Origin of the sequence: Pseudomonas sp. AL10, assembly GCF_029960685.1 — a bacterium.
In the GTDB taxonomy this organism is placed as follows: Bacteria; Pseudomonadota; Gammaproteobacteria; order Pseudomonadales; family Pseudomonadaceae; genus Aquipseudomonas; species Aquipseudomonas lactis.
On record NZ_JASBQZ010000012.1, the window covers coordinates 58,381 to 84,022 of the forward strand.

Genomic DNA, 25,642 nt, shown 5'->3' on the forward strand with positions numbered 1-25,642 from the left:
GCCATCACCGTCGCTATCAATCCCCGCGGTTCAACGACGTCCACAAATGCTGCGCCGCATACGCCCTCAACGGCCGCCACGCCTCGGCCCGCGCCAATAACTGCCGCGCCGACACCGGCCCACCTTCCAACGCTGCCAAAGCATTGATCAGCCCGATATCCCCCGACGCAAATGCATCCACCTCGCGCAACTGGCGCATGGCGATGTACTGCGCGGTCCACTCTCCAATCCCCGGCAACGCAACCAGCCGTGCAACGCCGTCCTGGAGGCTGGCCTTGGGTTCGAAAAGCTGTGGGTCATCCAACAGCGCCTGGGCCACACCAGACAAGGTACGCCCCCGCGCCTTGGGCATGCCCAGGGTGGCCAGGTCCGCCGCCGCCAGCACTTCAGGTGTCGGAAACAGGTGGGTGATACCGGCGTGCGGGGTTGACAGCGCCTGACCATACTGCGCCACCAACTTGCCCGCCAGGCGAATCGCCGCCACCACGGTGATCTGCTGACCCAGCACCGCACGAATCGCCAGCTCCAACCCATCCCAGGTGCCAGGCAGCCGCAGGCCAGGACGGGCCGCAACCAGTTGCGCCATCAGGGGGTCCTGCGCCAATTGCGCGTTGATTACCTCAGGCACGGCATCCAGATCAAACATCCTGCGCAAGCGCCGCTCGATCTCAGGCATGGCGCCAGGCTCGGGAAAGTCGACCGTCACCTCCAGCCAATCCCCCGCCCCCGGTTCGACGCTGATCCAGCCATGTATCCCTGCCACACTGATGCTGCGTCGGTACACGCCAGCGACCACGGTTTCCAACCCGGTAATCGCTCGCACCGATAAGAACCCCAGCATCGCCGCCCAGTCGTAGGGCGGTTGATACGCCAACCTCACAGTGACAATACCCCGCTATACAGCCCGTACGCGGCCAACCCGGCGCCCGCGATCACGCCGCTGAAAATGCCTTTTTCCACGGTGGTAAACAACGGCTGGCCCTGCTCGCGCTTGGCCAGGGCAAACAGGATCACGCCCGGTGCGTACAGCAACGCCGACAGCAGCAAGTACTTCAAGCCCCCCGCATACAGCAGCCAAATCGCGTAACCGAGGGCAATCAGCCCCACCAGCAGATCTTTCATGCGCCGGCGCTGCCAGCCGGCATAGGTTTCGCCGCGCGCGCTCAATAGCACCGCATAGGCCGCCGACCACAAGTAAGGCACCAGGATCATCGACGACGCCAGGTAGATCAGGGTGGTGTAGGTGCTGGCTGAAAATAGCGTGATCACCAGGAATGCCTGGATCATCACGTTGGTCAGCCATAAGGCATTGACCGGCACCTGATTGGCGTTTTCCTTCTTCAGGAACGCCGGCATGGTCTTGTCCTGGGCGGTGGCATAAAGGATTTCCGCGCACAGCAGCGCCCAGGAGAGCAACGCCCCGAGCAGCGAAACCGCCAGGCCGATACTGATCAATACCGCGCCCCAAGGCCCGACGACATGCTCCAACACACCGGCCAGGGACGGGTTCTGCAACTGCGCCAGCTCCGGCTGGCTCATGATGCCCAGGGACAGCACGTTCACCAGCACCAGCAAGGCCAGCACGCCCACGAAGCCAATCACTGTGGCGCGCCCCACGTCCGAGCGTTTCTGCGCCCGCGCCGAATACACACTGGCGCCTTCGATGCCGATAAAGACAAACACCGTGACCAGCATCATGTGGCGCACCTGCTCGACCACGCTGCCCATCTGCGGGTTACCCAGGCCCCAGATATCGCGGGTGAAGATATCCGCCTTGAATGCAACCGCAGCGATCACGATAAACATCAGCAGCGGCACAATCTTCGCCACCGTCGTTACCTGATTGATGAACGCCGCCTCTTTGATCCCGCGCATCACCAGAAAATGCACCGCCCACAGCAGCAGCGAGGCGCAGCCGATGGCCAGCGGCGTATTGCCCTGGCCGAACGCCGGAAAAAAGTAGCCGAGGGTGCTGAACAGCAAGACGAAATAACCGACGTTGCCCATCCACGCACTGATCCAGTAACCCCAGGCGGATGAAAAACCCATGTAGTCGCCGAACCCTGCCTTGGCGTACGCATATACCCCGGAATCCAGCTCGGGCTTACGGTTCGCCAACGTCTGGAACACAAAGGCTAGGGTCAGCATGCCGATAGCGGTGATTGCCCAGCCGATCAGTATGGCGCCCACCTCGGCACGGGCGGCCATGTTCTGCGGCAATGAAAAGATGCCGCCGCCAATCATCGAGCCCACCACCAGGGCGATCAGGGCACTGAGCCGGAGTTTCTGGGCGGGTTGGGTCATGCAGGTTCCTCGAAATAAACGGTTGGGTGACAACTGCGCACGCAAGTAATTCAAATTAATAACGTTGTCATAACATAAGGATATGTAAAGGCACGAAGTTTAGGCTTATTTAGAATTTAAATACGTCAATTATGAAGCGATAGTCAAACAACGTACAAAAAATTTGCACATTCGCAAATACGAACTAGCGTCAACACCCATGCCCCAACCAATTGATTAACCATAAAGCAGAGAGCGCTCTACCCAGCGTCTTTGCGGGATTTTTTCGCCCGCAAAATCTCACCCTAAGTCGTTAATTCACAATGGAATGTGCCAATGAAGTGATCTGAGTCAGCTGTTTGATTAGCGCACGGAATTATTCTGTGGTCTCTCTTCTCCTGCATTGGAGTCATGCAATGTCTGAAACTCCCGGAAAACTTCGATTAGGCGCCCTGGTCGCACTTGTCGTCGGATCGATGATTGGCGGCGGCATCTTTTCATTGCCGCAAAACATGGCCGCCAGCGCCGATGTCGGTGCGGTGTTGATTGGCTGGGTGATTACCGCCATCGGTATGTTGACCCTCGCCTTCGTGTTCCAGACCCTCGCCAACCGCAAACCCGACCTCGACGGCGGGGTATACGCCTACGCCAAGGCCGGTTTCGGCGACTACATGGGCTTTTCATCCGCCTGGGGCTACTGGATCAGCGCCTGGCTGGGCAACGTCGGCTACTTCGTCTTGCTGTTCAGCACCCTGGGCTACTTCTTCCCGGTCTTTGGCGAAGGCAACACCCCGACGGCGGTGATCGCTGCGTCAGTGCTGTTGTGGGCCGTGCATTTCCTGGTGCTGCGCGGGATCAAGGAAGCCGCGTTCATCAACCTGGTGACCACCGTCGCCAAGGTGGTGCCGCTGCTGCTGTTCGTGCTCATCGCGCTGTTCGCGTTCAAGCTGGACATCTTCACCGCTGACATCTGGGGCGTGAAAAACCCTGACCTGGGCAGTGTGATGAACCAAGTGCGCAACATGATGCTGGTCACCGTGTGGGTGTTTATCGGCATCGAAGGCGCGAGCATCTTCTCGTCCCGTGCCGAAAAACGCAGTGACGTGGGCAAGGCCACCGTGATCGGCTTTATCACCGTGCTGCTGTTCCTGATGCTGGTGAACGTGCTGTCCCTGGGGATCATGACCCAACCGGAACTGGCCAAGCTGCAGAACCCGTCGATGGCCGCCGTGCTGGAGCATGTGGTGGGCCACTGGGGTGCGGTGCTGATCAGTGTGGGCTTGATCATCTCGCTGCTCGGCGCGCTGCTGTCTTGGGTGCTGCTGTGTGCGGAGATCATGTTCGCCGCCGCCAAAGACCACACCATGCCGGAGTTCCTGCGCAAGGAAAACGCCAACCATGTGCCGGTCAACGCGCTGTGGCTGACCAACGCAATGGTGCAGATATTCCTGGTGATCACGCTGTTTTCCGCCAGCACTTACCTATCGCTGATCTACCTCGCCACCTCGATGATTCTGGTGCCTTACCTGTGGTCGGCGGCCTACGCCCTGCTGCTGGCGGTGCGCGGCGAGACCTACGAGAACGCCCTCAAAGAGCGCAAGAAAGACCTGTTCATCGGCGCCATCGCCCTGATCTATGCGATCTGGCTGCTGTATGCCGGCGGCACCAAATACCTGCTGCTCTCCGCCCTGCTCTACGCCCCCGGCGCGATCCTGTTCGCCAAGGCCAAGCGTGAACTGGGCAAACCGATTTTCACCCCCGTCGAGAAGCTGATTTTCGCCGCAGTGGTCATTGGCGCCCTGGTGGCGGCCTATGGGCTCTACGACGGCTTCCTGACCCTGTAATTGTTGTTCACTGGAGGATCTGTAATGACCACGGAAAAAGTGAAGTACGGCGTACATTCCGAAGCCGGCAAACTGCGCAAAGTCATGGTGTGCTCCCCAGGTTTGGCCCACCAGCGGCTGACCCCCAACAACTGCGACGAGCTGCTGTTCGATGACGTGCTATGGGTGGCCCAGGCCAAGCGCGACCACTTCGACTTCGTCACCAAGATGCGCGAGCGGGACATTGATGTGCTGGAAATGCACAACCTGCTCACCGACATCGTCGCCAACCCCGAAGCGCTGGACTGGATCCTGGAGCGCAAGATCACCGCCAACACGGTAGGCCTGGGCCTGGTCGATGAAGTTGGCTCGTGGCTGCGCAGCCTGGAGCCGCGCAAAATCAGTGAGTACCTGATTGGCGGCGTATCGGCCGACGACCTGCCGAGCAGCTTCGGTGGCAAGACCATCGAGATGTTCCGCGATTTTCTCGGCCACGCCAGCTTCATCCTACCGCCGCTGCCCAACACCCAGTTCACCCGCGACACCACCTGCTGGATCTACGGCGGCGTGACGCTCAACCCGATGTACTGGCCGGCGCGACGTCAGGAAACCCTGCTGACCAGCGCCATCTACAAATTCCACCCTGAGTTCACCAACGCGGACTTCCAGATCTGGTACGGCGACCCCGACCAGGAACATGGCGCCGCGACGCTCGAAGGCGGCGACGTGATGCCGATTGGCAACGGCGTGGTGTTGATCGGCATGGGCGAGCGCTCGTCCCACCAGGCCATCGGCCAACTGGCGCGCAACCTGTTCCAGAACAAAGCCGTGGAACGCGTCATCGTTGCCGGCCTGCCCAAATCCCGCGCGGCGATGCACCTGGACACCGTGTTCAGCTTCTGCGACCGCGACCTGGTCACCGTCTTCCCCGAAGTGGTCAACCAGATCGTGCCGTTCACCCTGCGCCCTGACGAGAGCAAGCCCCACGGCATCGACATTCAGCGCGAGAAAACCAACTTCCTCGAAACCGTGGCCGCAGCCCTCAACCTCAAGGCCCTGCGCGTGGTCGAGACCGGCGGCAACAGCTTCGCCGCCGAACGCGAGCAATGGGATGACGGCAACAACGTGGTGGCAGTGGAACCGGGCGTGGTGATTGGCTACGACCGCAACACCTACACCAACACCTTGCTGCGCAAAGCCGGTGTGGAAGTCATCACCATCAGCGCCGGTGAACTCGGCCGTGGCCGTGGCGGCGGCCACTGCATGACCTGCCCGATCATCCGCGACCCTATCGACTATTAAGGAGATTCCATCATGGCTTTCAATATGCGCAACCGCAGCCTGCTGTCGCTGATGCACCACACCACCCGCGAGCTGCATTACCTGCTGGACCTGTCCCGCGACCTCAAGCGTGCCAAATACACCGGCACCGAGCGCCCGCACTTGCAGGGCAAGAACATCGCGCTGATCTTCGAAAAAACCTCGACCCGCACTCGCTGTGCCTTCGAAGTCGCGGCCCATGACCAAGGCGCCCACGTCACCTATATCGACCCAGTGTCGTCGCAGATCGGCCACAAAGAAAGCATGAAAGACACCGCCCGCGTATTGGGCCGGATGTTCGATGCCATTGAATACCGTGGCTTTGAACAGGAAATCGTCGAAGAGCTGGCCAAGTTTGCGGGCGTGCCGGTGTTCAACGGCCTCACCGCCGAATTCCACCCGACCCAGATGATCGCCGACACCCTGACCATGCGCGAACACAGCGACAAGCCGCTGCATGACATCAGCTACGCGTACCTGGGGGACGCGCGCTACAACATGGGCAACTCGCTGCTGATGATCGGCGCCAAGCTCGGCATGGACGTGCGCATCGGCGCGCCGAAAGCGCTGTGGCCCCATGAAGATTTCATCAAAGAGTGCCAGGCCTTTGCCGAGGAAAGCGGCGCACGCATCACCATCACCGAAGACCCTGCAGAGGCCGTGAAGGGCGTGGACTTCATCCACACCGATATCTGGGTGTCCATGGGCGAACCGGTGGAAGCGTGGGACGAGCGCATCGAGCAACTGCTGCCGTACCAGGTCAACGCCAAGATGATGAAAGCCTCGGGCAACCCTCGGGTGAAATTCATGCATTGCCTGCCGGCGTTCCACAACAGTGAAACCAAGGTCGGCAAGGACATCGCAGCGCGCTATCCGCACCTGGCCAATGGCGTGGAAGTGACCGAAGAGGTGTTTGAGTCGCCGGCCAATATCGCCTTCGAGCAGGCGGAAAACCGCATGCATACCATCAAGGCGATTCTGGTGTCGGCGTTGGCAGACATCTAACCCCACTCTGATCGTTCCCACGCTCCGCGTGGGAATGCAGCCAGTGGCGCTCTGCGCCACAAGAGCGGACGCAGAGCGTCCGGTGAGGCATTCCCACGCAGAGCGTGGGAACGATCATTCTAGAAGGACATTCTGTATGCGCATCGTCGTAGCCCTGGGCGGCAACGCCCTCCTGCGTCGTGGTGAACCCATGACCGCAGACAATCAACGGGCCAATATCCGTATCGCCACCGAACAGATCGCCAAGATCCACCCCGGCAACGAGCTGGTGATCGCCCACGGCAATGGCCCGCAAGTCGGCCTGCTGTCATTGCAGGCGGCGGCCTACACCAGCGTCTCGCCTTACCCGCTGGACGTGCTGGGCGCCGAGACCGAGGGCATGATCGGCTACATCATCGAACAGGAACTGGGCAACCTGCTGGACTTCGAAGTGCCGTTCGCCACCCTGCTCACCCAGGTCGAAGTCGACGCCAAGGACCCGGCCTTCCAGAACCCCACCAAGCCTATCGGCCCTGTGTACCCCAAAGCCGAAGCCGAGAAGCTCGCCGCCGAAAAAGGTTGGGCCATCGCGCCCGACGGCGACAAATACCGCCGTGTAGTCGCCAGCCCGCGTCCCAAACGCATCTTTGAAATTCGCCCGATCAAGTGGCTGCTGGAGAAAAAAGCCATCGTGATCTGCGCCGGTGGTGGCGGCATCCCCACCATGTATGGCGAAGACGGCAAGCTGCGCGGCATTGAAGCGGTGATCGACAAAGACTTGTGTTCTTCCTTGCTGGCCACGCAACTGGAGGCCGATTTGCTGGTGATCGCCACCGACGTCAACGCCGCCTTTATCGACTTCGGCAAGCCCACCCAGAAGGCCATCGGCCAGGCCCACCCCGACGATATGGAAAAACTCGGCTTCGCCGCCGGCTCCATGGGCCCCAAGGTCCAAGCCGCCTGCGAGTTCGCCCGCCAGACTGGCAAAACCGCGGTGATCGGTTCACTCTCGGACATCGAAGCCATCGTCCAGGGCAGCGCCGGCACGCGCATCAGCACGGCCAAACCTGGCATCACCTACCTGTGAAGTTGAGGAGAAACGCCTATGGCTATCTTTGAACCCGGCCACCTGCATATCGAGCGACACGCGCTGAACAAGGACGATGTCAGCTACGACCTGTGCCTGGACTACGAAGTCTTCACGCATGAGCGCGAAGGCAAAGGCATGCAGTTCACCCTGCATGGCAGCATCCAGGGCAAGGACATGAAGGAAACCTTTTTCCTGCCCAAGGACCAGGCCTACAACTTCGCCAGCAATGTGACTAAGATTGTTGAAAAGTACGGCATTCCCAAGACCCATAGCAGCGTTGGTTCACAACACAAGCATTACGATCTGATGTTTGAGGATGTGCGCCAGCAGTTGGGTATGAAATCCGGCGACCCGGTCAAACCCGAACATCTGGAATAACCTGCCCCCAATCGAATGTGGGAGCTGGCTTGCCTGCGATAGCGACCTGTCAGACGATATTCTCGGTAACTGACCCACCGCCATCGCAGGCAAGCCAGCTCCCACATTTTGATCTCCACCGGCTCCAAGGCATACTGGCCACCCTCGGCACTTCAGAATCAAGATCCGCCCCATGCGTATCCACGTCAGCTTCATCGACCGCGTCGGCATCACCCAGGAAGTCCTGGCCTTGCTCGGTGGGCGCAATCTCAATCTGGATGCGGTGGAGATGGTGCCGCCCAACGTCTATATCGACGCGCCAACCCTCAGCGCCGACGTGCTCGAAGAGCTGCGCGACGCGTTGTTCAGCGTGCACGGCGTGCAAGCGGTAAAGGTCGTCGACATTCTTCCGGGCCAGCGCCGCCACTTGCAACTCGACGCCCTGCTGGCGGCCATGACCGACCCGGTACTGGCCCTGGACAGCGCCGGCAAGATCCTGCTGGCCAACCCGGCATTGATCGCCTTGTACGGCCGTGAACCAGCCGGCGAAAGCATCACCGAGCTGTTCGATGACGCGGCCTTGCTGGAGACCCTGCTGGAGCAGGGCTTTCGATTGCCGCTGCGCGAGATCAGCGTGAACGGCCAGACCTTGCTACTGGGCGCCACGCCGATCACCGACGCCGGCGCCCTGCTCACCCTTTACCAACCCAACCGCATCGGCGAACAACTGTCTGCGCTGCACCATGACCATGCCGAAGGGTTTGATGCGCTGCTGGGCGAGTCCCCGGCGATCCGCACGCTCAAGGCTCGGGCGCAACGGGTGGCGGCGCTGGATGCACCGCTGCTGATCCAGGGCGAAACCGGTACCGGCAAAGAACTGGTGGCCCGCGCCTGCCACGCCATCAGTGCGCGTCACAGTGCGCCGTTTCTGGCATTGAACTGCGCGGCACTGCCGGAAAATCTCGCCGAAAGTGAATTGTTCGGCTATGCGCCTGGCGCCTTTACCGGCGCGCAACGCGGTGGCAAACCGGGGCTGATGGAGCTGGCCAACCAGGGCACGGTGTTCCTCGATGAGATCGGTGAAATGTCGCCGTACCTGCAAGCCAAACTGCTGCGTTTTCTCAATGACGGCAGCTTTCGCCGCGTGGGTGGCGACCGCGAAGTGAAGGTCAATGTGCGCATCCTCAGCGCCACCCACCGCGACCTGGAAAAAATGGTCAGCGAAGGCACCTTTCGCGAAGACTTGTTCTACCGCCTCAACGTGCTCAACGTCGCCGTGCCGCCCTTGCGTGAACGCGGCCAGGACATCCTCCTGCTGGCGCGCTACTTCATGCAGCAAGCCTGCGCGCAGATCCAGCGCCCGGTCTGCCGCCTGGCGCCGGGTACCTATCCTGCCCTGCTGGGCAACCACTGGCCGGGCAACGTACGGCAGTTGCAAAACGTGATTTTCCGCGCTGCCGCCATCTGCGAAAGCAGCCTTGTGGACATCGGCGACCTGGACATCGCCGGCACCTCCGTGGCGCGCCAGAGCGATGGCGAAGTCGACAGCCTGGAACAGGCCGTGGAAGATTTCGAGCGCAGCCTGCTGGAAAGCCTCTACAGCCGCTACCCCTCGACCCGCCAACTGGCCAGCCGCTTGCAAACCTCCCACACGGCGATCGCCCACCGCCTGCGCAAGTACGGCATTCCCAACAAGCCCTGACGGAATAAACGCGGTTCAACTGTGGGAGCTGGCTTGCCTGCGATAGCGGTGGGTCATCCAGCTCCTTAGTGACGGGTAGACCGCCATCGCAGGCAAGCCAGCTCCCACAAAGGCGCAATCCAGATTTGGTCTGGGAACGACATTCAGTGTACTGAAAGCGCTACAGCGTAACGATATCGCTACAACCCTGTTTTTTGCGCGCCATGCAAGGCTTTGATCCACATAGGCTTTTTTTCACCCACCGGACTGTAGCGAAATCGCTACAGCGTCCTCAGCCAACCTTTTCGCCGAATTTATTAACCCATTGATCTATAACGATTTAATAACGTTGGCCGCGATATTGCTAAGCAACTCCTCATTATTCCAATCCCGTCCACCAGACGATTCTGGCCCTGAGGAGTTTCCATGAGCGAGTTGCGTTTCACTGAAGATCACGAATGGCTGCGCGCCGAAGCCGATGGCAGCGTCACCGTGGGTATCACCGCGTTTGCGCAGAACGCGCTGGGTGATGTGGTTTTCGTGCAACTGCCGGAGTTGCAGGCTTACGAAAAGGGCGCCGAAGCCTCCACCGTTGAGTCGGTAAAAGCCGCCAGCGGTGTGTACATGCCGTTGGACGGTGAAGTCCTGGAAGTCAACGACAAGCTTGATGCCAGCCCGGAACTGGTCAACGAAGACCCGATGGGCGAAGGCTGGTTCTTCCGCTTTAAACCCGCCGATGCCGATGCAGTGGCTAAGCTGTTGGATCAGGATGCGTACGACCGCCTGATCAAAGCCAACGCTGAAGCCTGAGGAGCGCGCCATGACCGTTAATCTGACCACCGCCAACGAATTCATCGCCCGCCACATCGGCCCGCGCCAGGAAGATGAGCAGCAAATGCTCGCCAGCCTGGGGTTTGATTCCCTCGAAGCGCTAAGCGCCAGCGTGATCCCGGAAAGCATCAAGGGCACCAGCGTACTCGGCCTGGAAGACGGCCTGAGCGAAGCCCAGGCCCTGGCCAAGATCAAGGCCATCGCCAGCCAGAACCAACTGTTCAAGACCTACATCGGCCAGGGCTATTACAACTGCCACACGCCGTCGCCGATCCTGCGCAACCTGCTGGAAAACCCGGCCTGGTACACCGCCTACACGCCGTATCAACCCGAGATTTCCCAAGGCCGCCTGGAAGCCCTGCTGAACTTCCAGACCCTGATCAGCGACCTCACCGGCCTGCCGATTGCCAACGCCTCCCTGCTTGACGAAGCCACCGCCGCTGCTGAAGCCATGACCTTCTGCAAGCGCCTGAGCAAGAACAAAGGCAGCCACGCGTTCTTCGCGTCGGTGCACAGCCACCCGCAAACCCTCGACGTATTGCGCACCCGTGCTGAACCTTTGGGCATCGATGTGGTGGTCGGCGATGAGCGTGAACTGACCGACGTCAGCCCGTTCTTCGGCGCGCTGCTGCAATACCCGGCCAGCAACGGCGACGTGTTCGACTATCGCGAACTGACCGAACGCTTCCACGCCGCCAACGCACTGGTCGCCGTGGCCGCCGACCTGATGGCCCTGACCCTGCTGACGCCGCCGGGCGAATTCGGCGCCGACGTGGCCATTGGCAGCGCACAACGCTTTGGCGTGCCACTGGGCTTCGGTGGCCCACACGCCGCGTACTTCTCCACCAAGGATGCGTTCAAGCGCGACATGCCAGGCCGTCTGGTCGGTGTGTCGGTAGACCGCTTCGGCAAGCCGGCCCTGCGCCTGGCCATGCAGACCCGCGAGCAACATATCCGCCGCGAGAAAGCCACCAGCAACATCTGCACCGCCCAAGTGCTGCTGGCCAACATCGCCAGCATGTACGCCGTGTACCACGGCCCCAAAGGCCTGACCCAGATCGCCCAGCGCATTCACCAGCTGACCGCGATCCTGGCCAAGGGCTTGACGGCCCTGGGCCAGAACGTCGAGCAGGCACACTTCTTCGACACCCTGACAATCCACACCGGCGCTCACACTGCCGCCCTGCACGACAAGGCCCGCGCCCAGCGCATCAACCTGCGTGTAGTAGACGGCGAGCGCGTTGGCTTGTCGGTCGACGAAACCACCACCCAGGCCGATATTGAGGCCTTGTGGGCGATCTTCGCCGACGGCAAAAACCTGCCGGCCTTTGCTGCCACCGACAGCACCCTGCCGAGCGCATTGCTGCGCCAATCGCCGATCCTCAGCCACCCGGTCTTCAATCGCTACCACTCGGAAACCGAGCTGATGCGCTACCTGCGCAAGCTGGCCGACAAAGACCTGGCCCTGGACCGCACCATGATCCCGCTGGGCTCGTGCACCATGAAGCTCAACGCCGCCAGCGAAATGATCCCGGTGACCTGGGCCGAATTCGGTGCCCTGCACCCATTCGCCCCCGCCGCGCAAAGCGCCGGCTACCAGCAACTGACCAGCGAACTGGAAGCCATGCTCTGCGCGGCCACCGGTTATGACGCGATCTCCCTGCAGCCGAACGCCGGCTCCCAAGGTGAGTACGCGGGCCTGTTGGCCATCCGCGCCTATCACCAGAGCCGTGGCGAAGCACGTCGCGACATCTGCCTGATCCCGTCGTCAGCCCACGGCACCAACCCTGCCACCGCCAACATGGCCGGCATGCGCGTGGTGGTGACCGCTTGCGACGCGCGCGGCAACGTCGACATCGAAGACCTGCGCGCCAAGGCCATCGAGCACCGCGAGCACCTCGCTGCGCTGATGATCACCTACCCGTCCACCCACGGCGTGTTCGAGGAAGGTATCCGCGAAATCTGCGGGATCATTCATGACAACGGCGGCCAGGTGTACATCGACGGCGCCAACATGAACGCGATGGTTGGCCTGTGCGCGCCAGGCAAGTTCGGCGGCGATGTGTCCCACCTGAACCTGCACAAAACCTTCTGCATCCCCCACGGCGGTGGCGGCCCAGGCGTTGGCCCGATTGGCGTCAAGTCGCACCTCACGCCATTCCTGCCCGGCCACGCGGCCATGGAGCGCAAAGAGGGCGCGGTGTGCGCCGCGCCGTTCGGCAGCGCGAGCATTTTGCCGATCACCTGGATGTACATCAGCATGATGGGCGGCGCCGGCCTCAAGCGTGCGTCGCAGTTGGCGATCCTGAATGCCAACTACATTTCCCGTCGCCTGGAAGAGCATTACCCGGTGCTGTACACCGGCAGCAATGGTCTGGTGGCCCACGAATGCATCCTGGATTTGCGCCCGTTGAAAGACAGCAGCGGCATCAGCGTGGACGACGTGGCCAAGCGCCTGATCGATTTTGGTTTCCACGCGCCGACCATGTCGTTCCCGGTGGCCGGCACCTTGATGATCGAGCCGACCGAAAGTGAATCCAAGGAAGAACTGGACCGCTTCTGCGACGCCATGATCGCCATCCGCGAAGAAATCCGCGCGGTAGAAAACGGCACCCTCGACAAAGACGACAACCCCCTCAAGAACGCGCCGCACACGGCAGCGGAACTGGTGGGCGAATGGAGCCACCCTTACAGCCGTGAACAAGCGGTGTACCCGGTGGCGTCGTTGATCGAAGGCAAGTACTGGCCGCCGGTTGGCCGGGTCGACAACGTGTTTGGCGATCGCAACCTGGTGTGTGCGTGCCCTTCTATCGAGAGCTACGCCTGATCTGACGGGAGATACGCGGCCAGTGTGGGAGCTGGCTTGCCTGCGATAGCGGTGTATCAGCCGACAGTGATGTTGTCTGACCCACCGCTATCGCGGGCAAGCCCGGCTCCCACATTGGCCGAGTCCACCTCAGAAAATAATAAGAAACCGGAGAACAACCATGTCCCTTAGCGTGTTCGACCTGTTCAAGATTGGCATCGGCCCCTCCAGTTCCCACACCGTCGGCCCGATGCGTGCCGCCGCTCGATTCGTCGAGGGGCTCAAGCGTGACAACCTGTTGGAGGCTACCACCGGCATCAAGGTGGAACTCTACGGGTCGCTGGGCGCCACCGGCAAAGGCCACGGCAGCGACAAGGCCGTGTTGCTGGGGCTGGAAGGCGAACACCCGGACACCGTGAATACCGAAACCGTGGCTGCACGCCTGGCGCAGATGCGCAGTGACGGGCGCCTCAACCTGCTCGGCGAACACAGCATTGCGTTCAACGAGAAAGAACACCTGGCGATGATTCGCAAGCCCCTTGCCTACCATCCCAATGGCATGATTTTTCGTGCCTTTGACGCCGTCGGCATCCAGATCCGCAGCCGCGAGTATTACTCGGTCGGTGGCGGTTTCGTGGTGGATGAAGACGCGGCGGGCGCCGACCGTATCGTCGAAGACGCCACGCCCCTGACCTTCCCGTTCAAACACGCCAAGGACTTGCTCGGCCATTGCACCACCTATGGCCTGTCTATCAGCCAGGTGATGCTGACCAATGAAAGCGCCTGGCGCCCGGAAGCGGAAACCCGCAGCGGGTTGTTGAAGATCTGGCAGGTGATGCAGGACTGCGTCGATGCCGGCTGCCGCAACGAAGGCATCTTGCCCGGAGGCTTGAAGGTCAAGCGCCGGGCAGCGGCCTTGCACCGGCAGTTGTGCAAGAACCCCGAGTCGGCGCTGCGCGACCCGCTCTCAGTGCTGGACTGGGTCAACCTGTATGCGCTGGCGGTCAACGAAGAAAACGCCAATGGCGGGCGCGTGGTCACCGCGCCCACCAACGGTGCGGCCGGGATCATTCCCGCCGTGCTGCATTACTACATGCGTTTTATCCCCGGCGCGAACGAAGACGGCGTGGTGCGCTTTTTGCTCACCGCCGCCGCCATCGGCATTTTGTACAAGGAAAACGCTTCGATCTCAGGCGCCGAAGTCGGGTGCCAGGGCGAAGTCGGCGTGGCCTGTTCCATGGCCGCAGGCGCACTCTGCGAAGTGCTGGGCGGCAGCGTGTCCCAAGTGGAAAACGCCGCCGAGATCGGCATGGAACACAACCTCGGCCTGACCTGCGACCCGATTGGCGGGCTGGTGCAGGTGCCGTGCATCGAGCGCAATGCCATGGGCTCGGTGAAGGCGATCAATGCGGTGCGCATGGCCCTGCGTGGCGACGGGCAACACTTTGTGTCCCTCGACAAGGTCATCCGCACCATGCGCCAGACCGGCGCCGACATGAAAAGCAAATACAAGGAAACCGCCCGTGGCGGTTTGGCGGTCAACATTATCGAGTGCTGACGCCCACAAGCGCGTCGGCACGTTTTTCAGGAGCTGAATATGTCCACCGAAACCCTGTTGAAAACTCCTCTGCACGCCCTGCACCTGGAACTGGGCGCACGCATGGTGCCCTTCGCCGGCTACGACATGCCGGTGCAGTACCCCTTGGGCGTGATGAAAGAACACCTGCACACCCGTGAACAGGCCGGGTTGTTCGACGTTTCACACATGGGCCAGATCCGCCTCACCGGCGCGAATGCGGCCAAGGCCCTGGAAACCCTGGTGCCCGTCGATATCATCGACCTGCCGGTGGGCATGCAGCGCTATGCGATGTTCACCAACGAGCAAGGCGGCATCCTCGACGACCTGATGGTCGCCAACCTGGGCAACGACGAGTTGTTCCTGGTGGTCAACGCCGCCTGCAAGGACCAGGACCTGGCGCACCTGCGCACACATATCGGCGACCAATGCACCATCGAACCGCTGTTCGAAGAACGCGCCCTGCTGGCCCTGCAAGGCCCGGCGGCAGTGAAAGTATTGGCGCGCCTGGCCCCTGAAGTCACCCAGATGACCTTCATGCAATTTGCCACCCTGCGTTTGCTGGGCGTGGACTGCTACGTCAGCCGCTCCGGCTACACCGGCGAAGACGGCTTTGAAATCTCCGTGCCGGCGGCCAATGCCGAGAGCCTGGCCCGCAGCCTGCTGGCCGAAACCGAAGTGCAGGCCATCGGCCTGGGCGCCCGCGATTCCCTGCGCCTGGAAGCCGGCCTATGCCTGTACGGCCACGACATGAACACCGACACCACGCCAATTGAAGCCAGCCTGCTGTGGGCGATCTCCAAGGCCCGGCGTGCCGATGGCGCGCGGGCTGGCGGCTTCCCCGGCGCCGACCGCATCTTCACCCAGCAGCAAACTGGTGTGGCCCGCAAACGCATAGGCCTGCTGCCGCAGGAGCGCACCCCGGTGCGTGAAGGCGCAGAAATCGTCGATGCCCAGGGCACCGTGATCGGCAGCGTCTGCAGCGGCGGCTTCGGCCCCACCTTGGGCGGCCCGCTGGCGATGGGTTACCTGGACAGCGCATTTGTCGCATTGGATACCGAAGTTTGCGCAATGGTACGTGGGAAAAAGGTGCCGCTACGTGTAAGTAAAATGCCATTCGTTCCGCAACGTTACTACCGTGGTTGATTGACTGTTTCTATAAGTAACGCGGTTTCGTTAACGCGCACTAAACTGTAACGCAACCGCCATAAAACAGTGCATTCACGATAGGCATTTTTATAGCTAACGCCCTATAACAAGTGAATAACTCTATCGAATAAGTCGGTATCAGAACATTCAACAAAGTGTCATGAGACCCAGCAAAATCGGGGCCTGCCCCAGGGCTTGTTTTTTTCATATTAGTTGGCGTAGAGTTCCTCCACTGTGTTTGCATGGGTCGCTTGGAACCTGGACCTGGGCAGTAGCTGAAGTAGTTGCTACAACCCGTTCGACGTCTCTTAACTTTCCTGCAACCCAGCCCAGTACTCTTTCGTTTGAAAGGGGCTGTCATTAATTTTTAGCGTCAAAGGAAAGAAGAAAATGTCGGATAAAGGTGGACGTCAGAGCGGTACCGTCAAGTGGTTCAACGACGAAAAAGGCTTTGGTTTTATCACTCCTGAAAGCGGCCCGGATCTGTTCGTGCATTTCCGCGCTATTCAGGGCAACGGCTTCAAAAGCCTGAAGGAAGGCCAGAAGGTGACCTTCGTTTCAGTTCAAGGCCAGAAAGGCCTGCAGGCTGACGAAGTCCAAGCAGAAGGCTGATCCTTCCTGCGACAAAAAGCCCCTGATATGACATCAGGGGCTTTTTTATGGGCGCCATTGCGTAAACTGCGTGCTTTCTCCAGAGAGCCCTGCCATGTCCAAACCCCTGTTGAGCCCCCAGGGCGAATTCCCCGCCGTTGGCCTGGGCCGTCGCCTGGCAGCGATGTTCTACGACTTCCTGTTGTGCACCGCCTTGCTGATCGTCACCGCGTTTATCTACAAGCTGGTGTGGATCGCCTTCGTGGGCGAAGCGAAGATGCGCACACTCACCGAGTCCGGCGCGCTGGACGGTGACCCGTTGCTGTCGACGATCCTGTTGTTTGTGCTGTTCGGGTTCTTCGCCAAGTTCTGGACCCATTCGGGGCAAACCCTGGGCATGCAGGTGTGGGGCGTGCGCGTGCAGAACGCTGACGGCTCGCGGATCAGCCTGTGGCAGGCATTGTTGCGTTTTGTGGTGTCGATTGCGTCATGGCTGTGTGTGGGACTGGGGTTTATCTGGTCGTTGTTCGATAAACACAAACGCAGCTGGCATGACATCTATTCGGATACGCAACTGGTGCGGATCCCGAAGCCAAAGAAATAACTCAGATGTGGGAGCTGGCTTGCCTGCGATAGCGGTCTTGCAGTCAAAACACCTGTGACTGTTACACCGCTATCGCAGGCAAGCCAGCTCCCACATTTTGATTTTTGCTCAGCCTGAGGATCAGGCGTTGCCGGCCAGTTTCAACCGTGCAGCCTGGGTAAAGTCGAGCATACGCTTGAGCGGTCGCACCGCCTGCGGAATTATCGCCGGTTCCACGAAGATCTCATTACTGCCCTCACGCAAACACTGCAATGTACGCTCCAGCGTATTCATCGCCATCCACGGGCAGTGCGCGCAACTGCGGCACGCGGCCCCGTTACCGGCGGTGGGCGCTTCGATGAAGACTTTATCCGGGCACAGCTGCTGCATCTTGTAGAAGATGCCGCGGTCGGTGGCGACGATAAAGGTCTTGTTCGGCAAGCGTTGCGCCGCAGCGATCAGCTGGCTGGTGGAACCCACCGCGTCCGCCAGTTCGATCACCGAGGTCGGTGACTCCGGGTGCACCAGGATCGCCGCATCCGGGTACAGTGCCTTCATGTCTTCAAGCTGTTTGGACTTGAACTCTTCGTGGACGATGCAGGCACCGTCCCACAGCAGCATGTCGGCACCGGTCTGACGCTGGATGTAGGTACCCAGGTGTTTGTCCGGGCCCCAGATAATGGTCTCGCCGTTGTCCATCAGGCTCTCGACAATTTCCAGCGCGCAGCTGGAAGTCACCACCCAATCCGCCCGGGCTTTGACCGCCGCCGAGGTGTTGGCATACACCACCACGGTGCGCTCGGGGTGTTGATCGCAGAACGCAGAAAACTCATCCACGGGGCAACCCAGGTCCAGGGAGCAGGTGGCTTCCAGGGTCGGCATCAGGATGCGTTTTTCCGGCGTGAGGATCTTGGCGGTCTCGCCCATGAAGCGCACGCCAGCCACCAGTACGGTCTTGGCTGGGTGGGCGGCGCCGAAGCGCGCCATCTCCAGGGAGTCGGAAACACAGCCACCGGTTTCTTCGGCCAGGGCCTGAATCACCGGGTCGCAATAAAAGTGGGCAACCAGCACTGCGTCCTGAGCCTTGAGCTCGGCGGCAATGGCGGTTCGCAGGCTCGCCTCTTCGGCAGCGCTGAGCACCTTGGGCTGCTTGGCGTCGAGGTGGGCTTGAACCAGTAGGCGTTCGGAAATGTGCGTCATGTTCGCAAGACCTGCAGGCGCAGTAGCGCGAAAGTCGAGTGTACCACCGGCTCCGGAGCCCTTCGGGCACCGCCGGACGAAGTGTTTTTGTTCATCAAGCACGGGTAAAGCTAAAGCTGCGCAAGGCTACAGAATATCCAATGGATTCAAAAGCCTAATCTGGTGACCCGACAATGGCTCAATCCCTGGCCGTGACACGCCGATTAGGTGACGCCCGCACAACAATCAAAACTGCCCCTCCCCCTCTCCCACCTCCGAAAAATCAGGAATATCAGGCCCTCCCACTCCGACACGCACTAATTTTGTGCATTAACACACTTAATTACGCGATTTTTCTTACGTCTTGTGTAATAAATCCTACAACGATGTAACAAACCGTCGACCACTCACTCAAGTAGGGCAATTACCGCTGAGTTCAACGCTGGCTCAGACGGTATGGATCGTGTGTATTTCTACGTTAAGGATGTCGAGTGCCAAACCTGCTCTCAACCGGACACTTGTGTTGTACCCGGAACCTGGGCATCGCCCTGCTCTGTCTGTGGGCGCTGCCCGTGGCTGGCGCCGAAGCGCCGCAGCCAGGCCAGGAAGCCCTGCGCTTGCAGCAACAACAGCAACGCGACCTGCAGCAATTACAACTGGAGCAGCGCCAACGCCAGATGCAACGTGGCAGCTTCGGTACACCAGCGGTCACACCGGCCTTGCCAACAGACATCGCCAAGGATGAACACTGCTGGCCCTTGAGCGGTACGCGCCTGGCTGGGGTCACGCTGTTCAGCCGTGCCCAGTTGAATAAACATATCGAGCCCTACGTGGCGCCTTGCATGGGCGTCACGCAGATCAACCGCCTGCTGGCCGAGATCACCCGGCTGTATGTCGAGGCCGGTTATATCGCCAGCCGCCCCTACCTGATCAGTGCGCCCGCCGCCGGGAAACCGCTGGATATTCACGTCGAAGAAGGTTACCTGGAAGCCATCGAACTGGCCGACCAGAGCCTGCCGGTTTCATTAGGCGGGGCATTCCCCGGAATGCTCGGCAAACCACTGAACCTGCGAGACCTGGAACAGGGCCTGGACCAGCTCAACCGCCTGCGCTCGGTGGACCTCACCGCCGACATCGCCCCAGGCAGCACAGCGGGCGCGTCGCGCATCATCCTGCGCTCACGCAGCAGTGCCTCGCGCTGGGCCTTGGGCCTGGGCGTGGATAACCTCGGCAGCGCCAGCACCGGGCGTGATCGCAATGCCATCAACTTGAGCCTGGACAGCCCCCTGCAAATCAACGACTCGCTCAACCTGAGCTTCAGCGACACGCTCAACCATGGGCCGCGCTACAGCCGCAGCCACAGCCTGTTCTATTCCATCCCCTACGGCTACTGGACCTACAGCCTGTTCGCCAGCCATGCCGAATACCGCTCGCCGTTCAAGCTCAGCCGCACCACGTTTTACAACAGTGGCCGCACCGATCAGGTCAGCCTGCGCAGCGACCGTGTGCTGTGGCGCGACCAGGGCCACCAACTGAGCGCCAACCTACAACTGGCCTACAAAGACGTCGACAGCTACCTGCAGAAGGTACACCTGGACATCCAGAGCCCCACCCTGACCGTGGCCGAAGCGGGCCTGAACCTGTTCTGGCTCAACAGCGCGGTGTGGAACCTGGACGTCAACTACGCCCAGGGCCTGACCTGGTTCGGCGCCGATCGGGATGCCGACCAGGTGCAGAAAAACCGGCCAAAGGCGCAGTTCCACAAGTACCGCGCCAACCTCACCCAATGGCGCAACGGCCAATGGTCAGCGCAGCCATGGCAGTGGCAAAGCCAGTTGTCGGTGCAGTACAGCCCGGATGCATTGCCCGCCATCGAACAACTGCTGATTACCGATGACTCGGCCGTGCGCGGCTATCGCGAAAACAGCAGCTCCGGTGCTATTGGCGCGGTATGGCGCAACACCTTGCGCCTGCCACTCAACACTGACTTGCCGGTGAAACTCACCCCGCGCCTGGGCCTGGACAACGGCTGGGTCAAACACGAACACGGTGCCCAGAGCCAACGCCTGAGCGGCGCCAGCGCGGGGCTCAACCTGAGCTGGAAGAACGTGCAGCTCGACGTCGATTACCAACGCAACCTCAACACCCCCACAGGTTTTCGCCAGGAGCCGGAGGTCTGGCTGACGCGCCTTAGCGTGCAGATATGAGCCCACACCCGTTTTTAGCCTGAGTCACCGCCGTACCTGACCACCCCAGCAGCGTTGCAACGCACAACGCGCGTCGTGGATCAGCCAACACAGAGCGAGATTATTTATGCCGACTACTCCACACAGCTTCCACCTTTCACCCCAGGGCAAACTGCGCTGGGCCATTGCCAGCCTGTTCCTGCTGCCGCAGCTCGCGCTCGCCGCAGGCTTGACCGTCGTCGAGGGGCCTGGCGGCACGCCGCAACTGCAAAACCAGGGCGGTGTACCCATCGTCAACATCGTCGCGCCGAATGCGGGCGGCCTGTCCCATAACCAGTTTCTGGATTACAACGTCGACCGCCAGGGTCTGGTGTTGAACAACGCCTTGCAGGCCGGCCAGTCCCAACTCGCCGGGCAACTGGCGGCCAACCCGCAGTTCCAGGGCCAGGCGGCGAGCGTGATCCTCAACGAAGTGATCAGCCGCAACGCCTCGACCCTCAACGGTGCTCAGGAGATTTTCGGCCAGGCGGCCGATTACGTGCTGGCCAACCCTAACGGCATTTCGGTGAATGGCGGCAGCTTCATCAATACGCCCAACGCCAACCTGGTGGTGGGTCGCCCCGAACTCAACGACGGCAAGCTGCAAGCCTTGAGCACCCGCGATGCCAACGGCCAACTGACAGTGCAAGGCCAGGGCCTGCAAAACCGTGAAGGCTCCATCAACCTGATCGCGCCGCGCATCGACAGTGACGGGCGCCTCAGTGCCCGCGATCAATTGAACCTCACCGTTGGCCGTAACCAGGTCGACTTCGCCAGCGGGCAAGTGCGCCAGGTGGACCCGGCCAGCAAGACCCAGGACCAACGCATCGACGCGCGCCTGTTCGGCGCAATGCAGGCCGGGCGCATCAACATCATCAGCACCGCCGAAGGCGCCGGTGTGCGTGTAGGCGGCGTGCAGGTGCAAGGCACTGACGGGGTGAAGATCAGTTCGGCCGGCGACCTCGACATCAGCGGCCAGGTGCGTGCCGACAGCCTCGACGCCACTCGCGCTGGCGTGCACAGCCGCCAGGGCGATATCGACTTGCACAGTGCCAAGGACCTGAGCCTGGCCGCCACCGACGCCAGCGGGCGCAACGTCAAACTTGACGCCAGCCGCAACCTGACCCTCAGCAGCCTGGAAAGCCGCAAGCTCCAGGAAAAGCGTGAGCAGTGGAACAACAGCAACTTCCTGTTCACCTACGAAACCTACGACCGCACCACCACCGACAAAGACTCGCGCCAGCACAGCAACAAGGTCGTGGCGCAACAGGATGCGGCGCTGTCTTCCGGCGCCAACACCGAGATCAAAGCCAGCCATGTGGAAGCGGGCAAAACTCTGCGCGTCAACAGCGGCGCAGACCTTCAGGTGAACGCCGCCACCGAAACCCATGAAACCCGCGACCAGGGCAACCATCGCAAGCACCTGTGGAAAGCCAACTGGGATAAATCCAGCAGCGAACAACGCAGCATCACCAGCAGCCTCAAGGCCGGAAAAACACTGGAGCTGACCAGCCAACAGAAGCTGCAATTGCAAGGCGCCGAGCTGAAAACCCCCGGCGATATTCAACTGGCCGCCCGGCACGTGGAAATCACCAGCGCCAGCCGCACCCAGAGCAGCCGCGACAACGCCTACTCCGGCGACCTCACCGGTGGCAGCTTCTTCGGCAAGAACGGCGACGGCAACCAAGGCAAGACGTCGAACACCGCTAGCAAGGTCAACGCCGACGGCAAGCTGATCGTCAAGGCCGACGACGTGCGCATCAGCGGCAGCCAGGCCCGTGGTGGCAAGCAGGCCAGTGTCATCAGCGACAAAGGTTCGCTGGTGATCGACGGCGTGCAGGACACCTCCCACGACAACCGCTACAGCAACGACAGCAAGTTCTTCGGCATCTCCAAGGATGAAAGCCGCAAGAACCTCAAGGACAGCACCGTGGTTGCCAGCGACCTGCGCTCGGACAGCAACCTCAAGCTGCAAAGCGCCCAGGACATCCGCGTCAGCGGCTCCCAGGTGTCGGCTGGCGGTGAACTGCAGGCGGATGCCAAAGGCGATATCAAGGTCGTTGCCGCCGAGACCACCACTCACGACACCACCGGCACCCATACGCGCGGCTTCGATGGCTACGCCAAGGAAACCGAGGGTGTCAGCCGCCAGTACCGTGCGGGGTTGAGCTATGAAGACCAGCAGCAAACCCGCAAGACCGACACCACCGAACAGCAAGGTTCCAGCCTCAAGGGCGGCAGTGTCGTGGTGAAGGCCGGTGGCGATGTGAGCATCCAGGGTTCGGACCTCAAGGCAACCGCAGGCGATGCCACCGTCAGCGGCAAGAACGTCGAGCTGTTGGCTGCCCACGACAAGCACACCGAAGCCGTCGACAAAACCACCACCGGCGGCAGTTTCTACTACACCGGCGGCATTGATCGGGCAGGCAGTGGCGCGCAGTTCAGCCACCAAAGCAGCCAAGACACCGCTGAAAAAACCACCGCACAAACCAGCGCCGTGGCCGCGACCGGCAAGCTGACCATCAACGCTGGCAACACCTTCACCAGCGAGGGTGCACAGGCCAAGGCCGGCGCCGAGCTGCAGGTCAACGCTGGCCAGATTAACAACCAGGCCGCCCATTCCACCGAGACCAGCACCCACAAGGAAAACGGCTGGACCGCCGACGTCGGCGCCAATGTGGAATACAAAGGCATTACCCGCCCGATTGAAAAAGCCGTCGAGGGTGTGGCCCAGGCCAAATTCCATCAGCCCGGTTTGCTGGACGCATTCGAGCAACCCAATGTCGGCCTGGATGTGGAAGTCGGCCACACGAACAAAACCGGCACAACGCAGGACAGCACCGCCGCGGTCAGCCAGTTCAGTGGCGCCACGGTGCAGGTCAATGCAGCCGGCACGTTGCAGGACGAGGGCACCCAATACCGCGCCACCGACGGCGGGCTGAACATCAAGGCCGGCGAGCACCTTGCCACGGCAGCGGCCAACACCCACAGCAGCAGCGAACAAGGCGTGGACGCCAAGGCTGGCGTGCGGGTCTATACCACCACCGGCGAAGACGTGAATGTGCGCGGCAGCGGCCTGGGCGGCAGCAGCGATGTGCGCGAATCCACCCGCACAGCAGTGGTCGGTAGCTATGTGGCCAGCCAAGGCGTGAGCATCGAGGCCAAGGGCGATGCGCGTTATGAAGGCAGCCAGTTCGACGGCGGCCAGGCTGGGGTTAACCTCAAGACCGGCGGTGAGCTGGCGCTCAACCAGGCCACCAACACCCAGAGCAAAAACAGCAGCACGCTGCGCGGCAACGGCTCACTGACGGTGGGCACCGCGCCCGGTGCGAATGGCAGCAACATCAACCTCGGTGCCGGCGTGCAGTTGGATAACAAGCGCCTGGACACCCAGGACAGCCAGGCCCAGGTCGCGACCCTTCAAGGCAGCGGCCCCATCCAGCTCAGCAGCGGCGCTGACATGACCCTGCAAGGCACGCAGATCGGCAGCACGGGCGCGAAGGCTGGCGATATCAGCCTCAATGCCGGCGGCAAGCTAAACCTGCAAGCCGCCACCGACAGCCACGTCAGCAACGGCAGCAACCTGGGCGGTGGCCTGACCCTCGGCGCCGGCAAGACCAGCAGCGCCGAAAGCAGCAGCAAGACCGGCAGCCTCAGCGCCAACTTCAACATCGGCAAAGTGGCGGAAAACGACCAGAGCGCCGTCGTCGGGCAGTTGCACAGCACAGGCAAAGTCAGCCTCGCCAGCGGCGCTGAGGCAACCAATGCCATCCACTTGCAGGGCACTCAGATCAGCGCAGCCAGCGTTAGCCTGGATGCGCAAAACGGCGGCATCGTGCAAGAGTCTGCGCAATCGACCCAGGCCCATAACAACTGGGGCGTTACCCTGGGGGCGGGCGGCAGCGTTGGTAAAACCACCTTGGCCAATGCCGGTGAACATGCGACACCCAAGACCCAGCGCGGCATCAATGCGCGGGCCACGGTCGATGTGGATCACCTGCAAGGCACCACCCAGCACAACAGCCTGATCACGGCGGGTGACGTCACCCTCAACAGTGCCGGTGATACCCATCTGGCCGGCGCGCGTATCGACGCCGACAAGGTGATCGGCACGGTGGGCGGCAACCTCGTCGTCGAAAGCCGCAAGGACCACGTCAACAGCACCCAGGTAAATGTCGACGCCAGGCTGGATGTCGAAAAAAACCAGCCGGGGGTGGTGGATAAGCTGGCCAAAGCCAGCGGCCCACTGAAGGACAAGGTACAAGCCAAGGCTGAAGGCGCGTTCGACAAGCATCGCGACAAGCTGGAGAACGTCGTCGACAAGGGCACCGGGCACCTGGCGTCGGCCAAGGACAGCGTGGTCAACGGCGTGGTTAACGCCAAGGAACGCCTGGGCGAAAAACTCACCCGCAGTGGCAGCTATGACGTGAACCCGCAACCCCGTGGCGCCTTCGGCACCCGCGTGGACAAGGCCAAGGCTTACCTGGCAGACAAGACCGATGCCCTGGGCACGCGCCTGTCTGGCTTCAAGGATAAGGTCTGGCCAAAAACCAGCGACAGCTACACCGTCAGTGGCAAAGACACCACCGGCAGCAAGGTGGCCAATACCGCTGAAAGCGTGTTGTTCGGTGACAAGAGCGGCAATACCAGCTACACCCCGACCCTGTATCTGGATGTCAGCCATGTGGCCAAGGACAGCGTCACTCAGGCGTCAGGCATTCGCGCAAGCCAGGGCGTCAACCTGCAGGTGAAGGGTGATACGCAGCTCAGGGGCGCGCGGATCAGTGCGCCCAATGGCAAGGTCGAGCTGGGTGGCTCCAAGGTGACCGCAACCACCTTGGCCGGCAGCGACTACCGTGCCGATGTCGGGCTGAACGTTTCGAAGTCACCGGTCAACCTGGCCCTGGGTGCCAAGGACGAACTGACCCAGAAACACGACGACGCCACGCGCAAGGATCAAGCCTTCAACCTGGGCCCGCTGCGCGCGGGTGGGCACAGTGAAAGCCAGGCCTTGCAGGCGGGGATTGATCAGGCCACCAACTAAAGGGTAATGCCCACCCCACTGTAGGAGCGAGCTTGCTCGCGAAGAACGTCAACGATGACGCTGGCATGCTTGGAGTACGCGGCGTCCTCAGGTTTTTCGCGAGCAAGCTCGCTCCTACAC

Annotated in this window: 17 protein-coding genes and 1 pseudogene; 15 read left to right on the forward strand and 3 right to left on the reverse strand. The window is 61.3% G+C overall.

Annotated features, from left to right (window positions below; genetic code table 11):
• Positions 1-16 precede the first annotated feature (16 nt).
• Positions 17-880 (reverse strand): DNA-3-methyladenine glycosylase, encoded by an 864-nt coding sequence (locus QK296_RS14225; protein ID WP_003193810.1) that lies wholly within the window; start codon positions 878-880, stop codon positions 17-19.
• Positions 877-2,304, reverse strand: a complete 1,428-nt coding sequence (gene arcD, locus QK296_RS14230; RefSeq protein WP_003193812.1) for an arginine-ornithine antiporter — start codon at positions 2,302-2,304, stop codon at positions 877-879. Before arcD (QK296_RS14230) ends, QK296_RS14225 begins: the two co-directional genes overlap by 4 nt.
• A 395-nt stretch (positions 2,305-2,699) precedes the next feature.
• Between arcD (QK296_RS14230) and arcD (QK296_RS14235) the strand changes: the two genes are divergently transcribed.
• The 12 genes from arcD (QK296_RS14235) (at position 2,700) to QK296_RS14290 (ending at position 17,095) form a co-directional block, all read left to right on the forward strand.
• Positions 2,700-4,127: an arginine-ornithine antiporter gene (arcD, locus tag QK296_RS14235; RefSeq protein ID WP_032895542.1), complete on the forward strand. Its 1,428-nt coding sequence runs from the start codon at positions 2,700-2,702 to the stop codon at positions 4,125-4,127.
• A 24-nt stretch (positions 4,128-4,151) separates the two neighbouring features.
• Positions 4,152-5,408: an arginine deiminase gene (arcA, locus tag QK296_RS14240; protein WP_014719694.1), complete on the forward strand. Its 1,257-nt coding sequence runs from the start codon at positions 4,152-4,154 to the stop codon at positions 5,406-5,408.
• Between the two features lie 12 nt (positions 5,409-5,420).
• On the forward strand, positions 5,421-6,431 hold the full coding sequence (locus tag QK296_RS14245; RefSeq protein ID WP_003193818.1) for an ornithine carbamoyltransferase: 1,011 nt from the start codon (positions 5,421-5,423) through the stop codon (positions 6,429-6,431).
• 136 nt (positions 6,432-6,567) lie between these two features.
• Positions 6,568-7,497: a carbamate kinase gene (arcC, locus tag QK296_RS14250; protein WP_003193819.1), complete on the forward strand. Its 930-nt coding sequence runs from the start codon at positions 6,568-6,570 to the stop codon at positions 7,495-7,497.
• An 18-nt stretch (positions 7,498-7,515) separates the two neighbouring features.
• Positions 7,516-7,878, forward strand: a complete 363-nt coding sequence (locus QK296_RS14255) for a DUF5064 family protein (protein WP_169913330.1) — start codon at positions 7,516-7,518, stop codon at positions 7,876-7,878.
• A 172-nt stretch (positions 7,879-8,050) separates the two neighbouring features.
• Positions 8,051-9,559: a sigma-54-dependent transcriptional regulator gene (locus tag QK296_RS14260; RefSeq protein ID WP_137203910.1), complete on the forward strand. Its 1,509-nt coding sequence runs from the start codon at positions 8,051-8,053 to the stop codon at positions 9,557-9,559.
• Between the two features lie 405 nt (positions 9,560-9,964).
• The gene (gcvH, locus tag QK296_RS14265) at positions 9,965-10,348 is read left to right on the forward strand and encodes a glycine cleavage system protein GcvH (protein WP_003193826.1); all 384 of its coding nucleotides are present in this window, start codon (positions 9,965-9,967) and stop codon (positions 10,346-10,348) included.
• A gap of 10 nt (positions 10,349-10,358) precedes the next feature.
• The gene (gene gcvP, locus QK296_RS14270; protein ID WP_057710469.1) at positions 10,359-13,196 is read left to right on the forward strand and encodes an aminomethyl-transferring glycine dehydrogenase; all 2,838 of its coding nucleotides are present in this window, start codon (positions 10,359-10,361) and stop codon (positions 13,194-13,196) included.
• Positions 13,197-13,356: 160 nt separating this feature from the next.
• Entirely contained in the window at positions 13,357-14,733 is a 1,377-nt protein-coding gene (locus QK296_RS14275; RefSeq protein WP_003193829.1) for an L-serine ammonia-lyase, read from the forward strand.
• A gap of 39 nt (positions 14,734-14,772) precedes the next feature.
• On the forward strand, positions 14,773-15,897 hold the full coding sequence (gene gcvT, locus QK296_RS14280; protein WP_003193832.1) for a glycine cleavage system aminomethyltransferase GcvT: 1,125 nt from the start codon (positions 14,773-14,775) through the stop codon (positions 15,895-15,897).
• A 393-nt stretch (positions 15,898-16,290) separates the two neighbouring features.
• Complete coding sequence (locus QK296_RS14285; RefSeq protein WP_014719702.1) at positions 16,291-16,512, forward strand: cold-shock protein; 222 nt, start codon at positions 16,291-16,293, stop codon at positions 16,510-16,512.
• 94 nt (positions 16,513-16,606) lie between these two features.
• Entirely contained in the window at positions 16,607-17,095 is a 489-nt protein-coding gene (locus QK296_RS14290; protein WP_003193838.1) for an RDD family protein, read from the forward strand.
• A gap of 120 nt (positions 17,096-17,215) precedes the next feature.
• Here QK296_RS14290 and nadA read toward each other — a convergent pair whose 3' ends face one another.
• Positions 17,216-18,274 carry a quinolinate synthase NadA gene (nadA, locus tag QK296_RS14295; protein WP_282391046.1) on the reverse strand — a complete coding sequence of 353 codons (1,059 nt, stop codon included), beginning with the start codon at positions 18,272-18,274 and terminating at the stop codon, positions 17,216-17,218.
• A 515-nt stretch (positions 18,275-18,789) separates the two neighbouring features.
• On the opposite strand from nadA, the gene QK296_RS14300 reads away from it, so the two are divergent.
• The 3 genes and pseudogenes from QK296_RS14300 to QK296_RS14310 all read left to right on the forward strand — a co-directional run.
• On the forward strand, positions 18,790-20,460 hold the full coding sequence (locus QK296_RS14300; protein WP_240520850.1) for a ShlB/FhaC/HecB family hemolysin secretion/activation protein: 1,671 nt from the start codon (positions 18,790-18,792) through the stop codon (positions 20,458-20,460).
• A gap of 106 nt (positions 20,461-20,566) precedes the next feature.
• Positions 20,567-25,522, forward strand: coding sequence for a hemagglutinin repeat-containing protein (locus tag QK296_RS14305; RefSeq protein ID WP_169856244.1), 4,956 nt, complete (start codon positions 20,567-20,569; stop codon positions 25,520-25,522).
• A 32-nt stretch (positions 25,523-25,554) separates the two neighbouring features.
• Positions 25,555-25,641: pseudogene (locus QK296_RS14310) on the forward strand (outer membrane lipoprotein carrier protein LolA); the annotation flags it as partial.
• Position 25,642 lies beyond the last annotated feature (1 nt).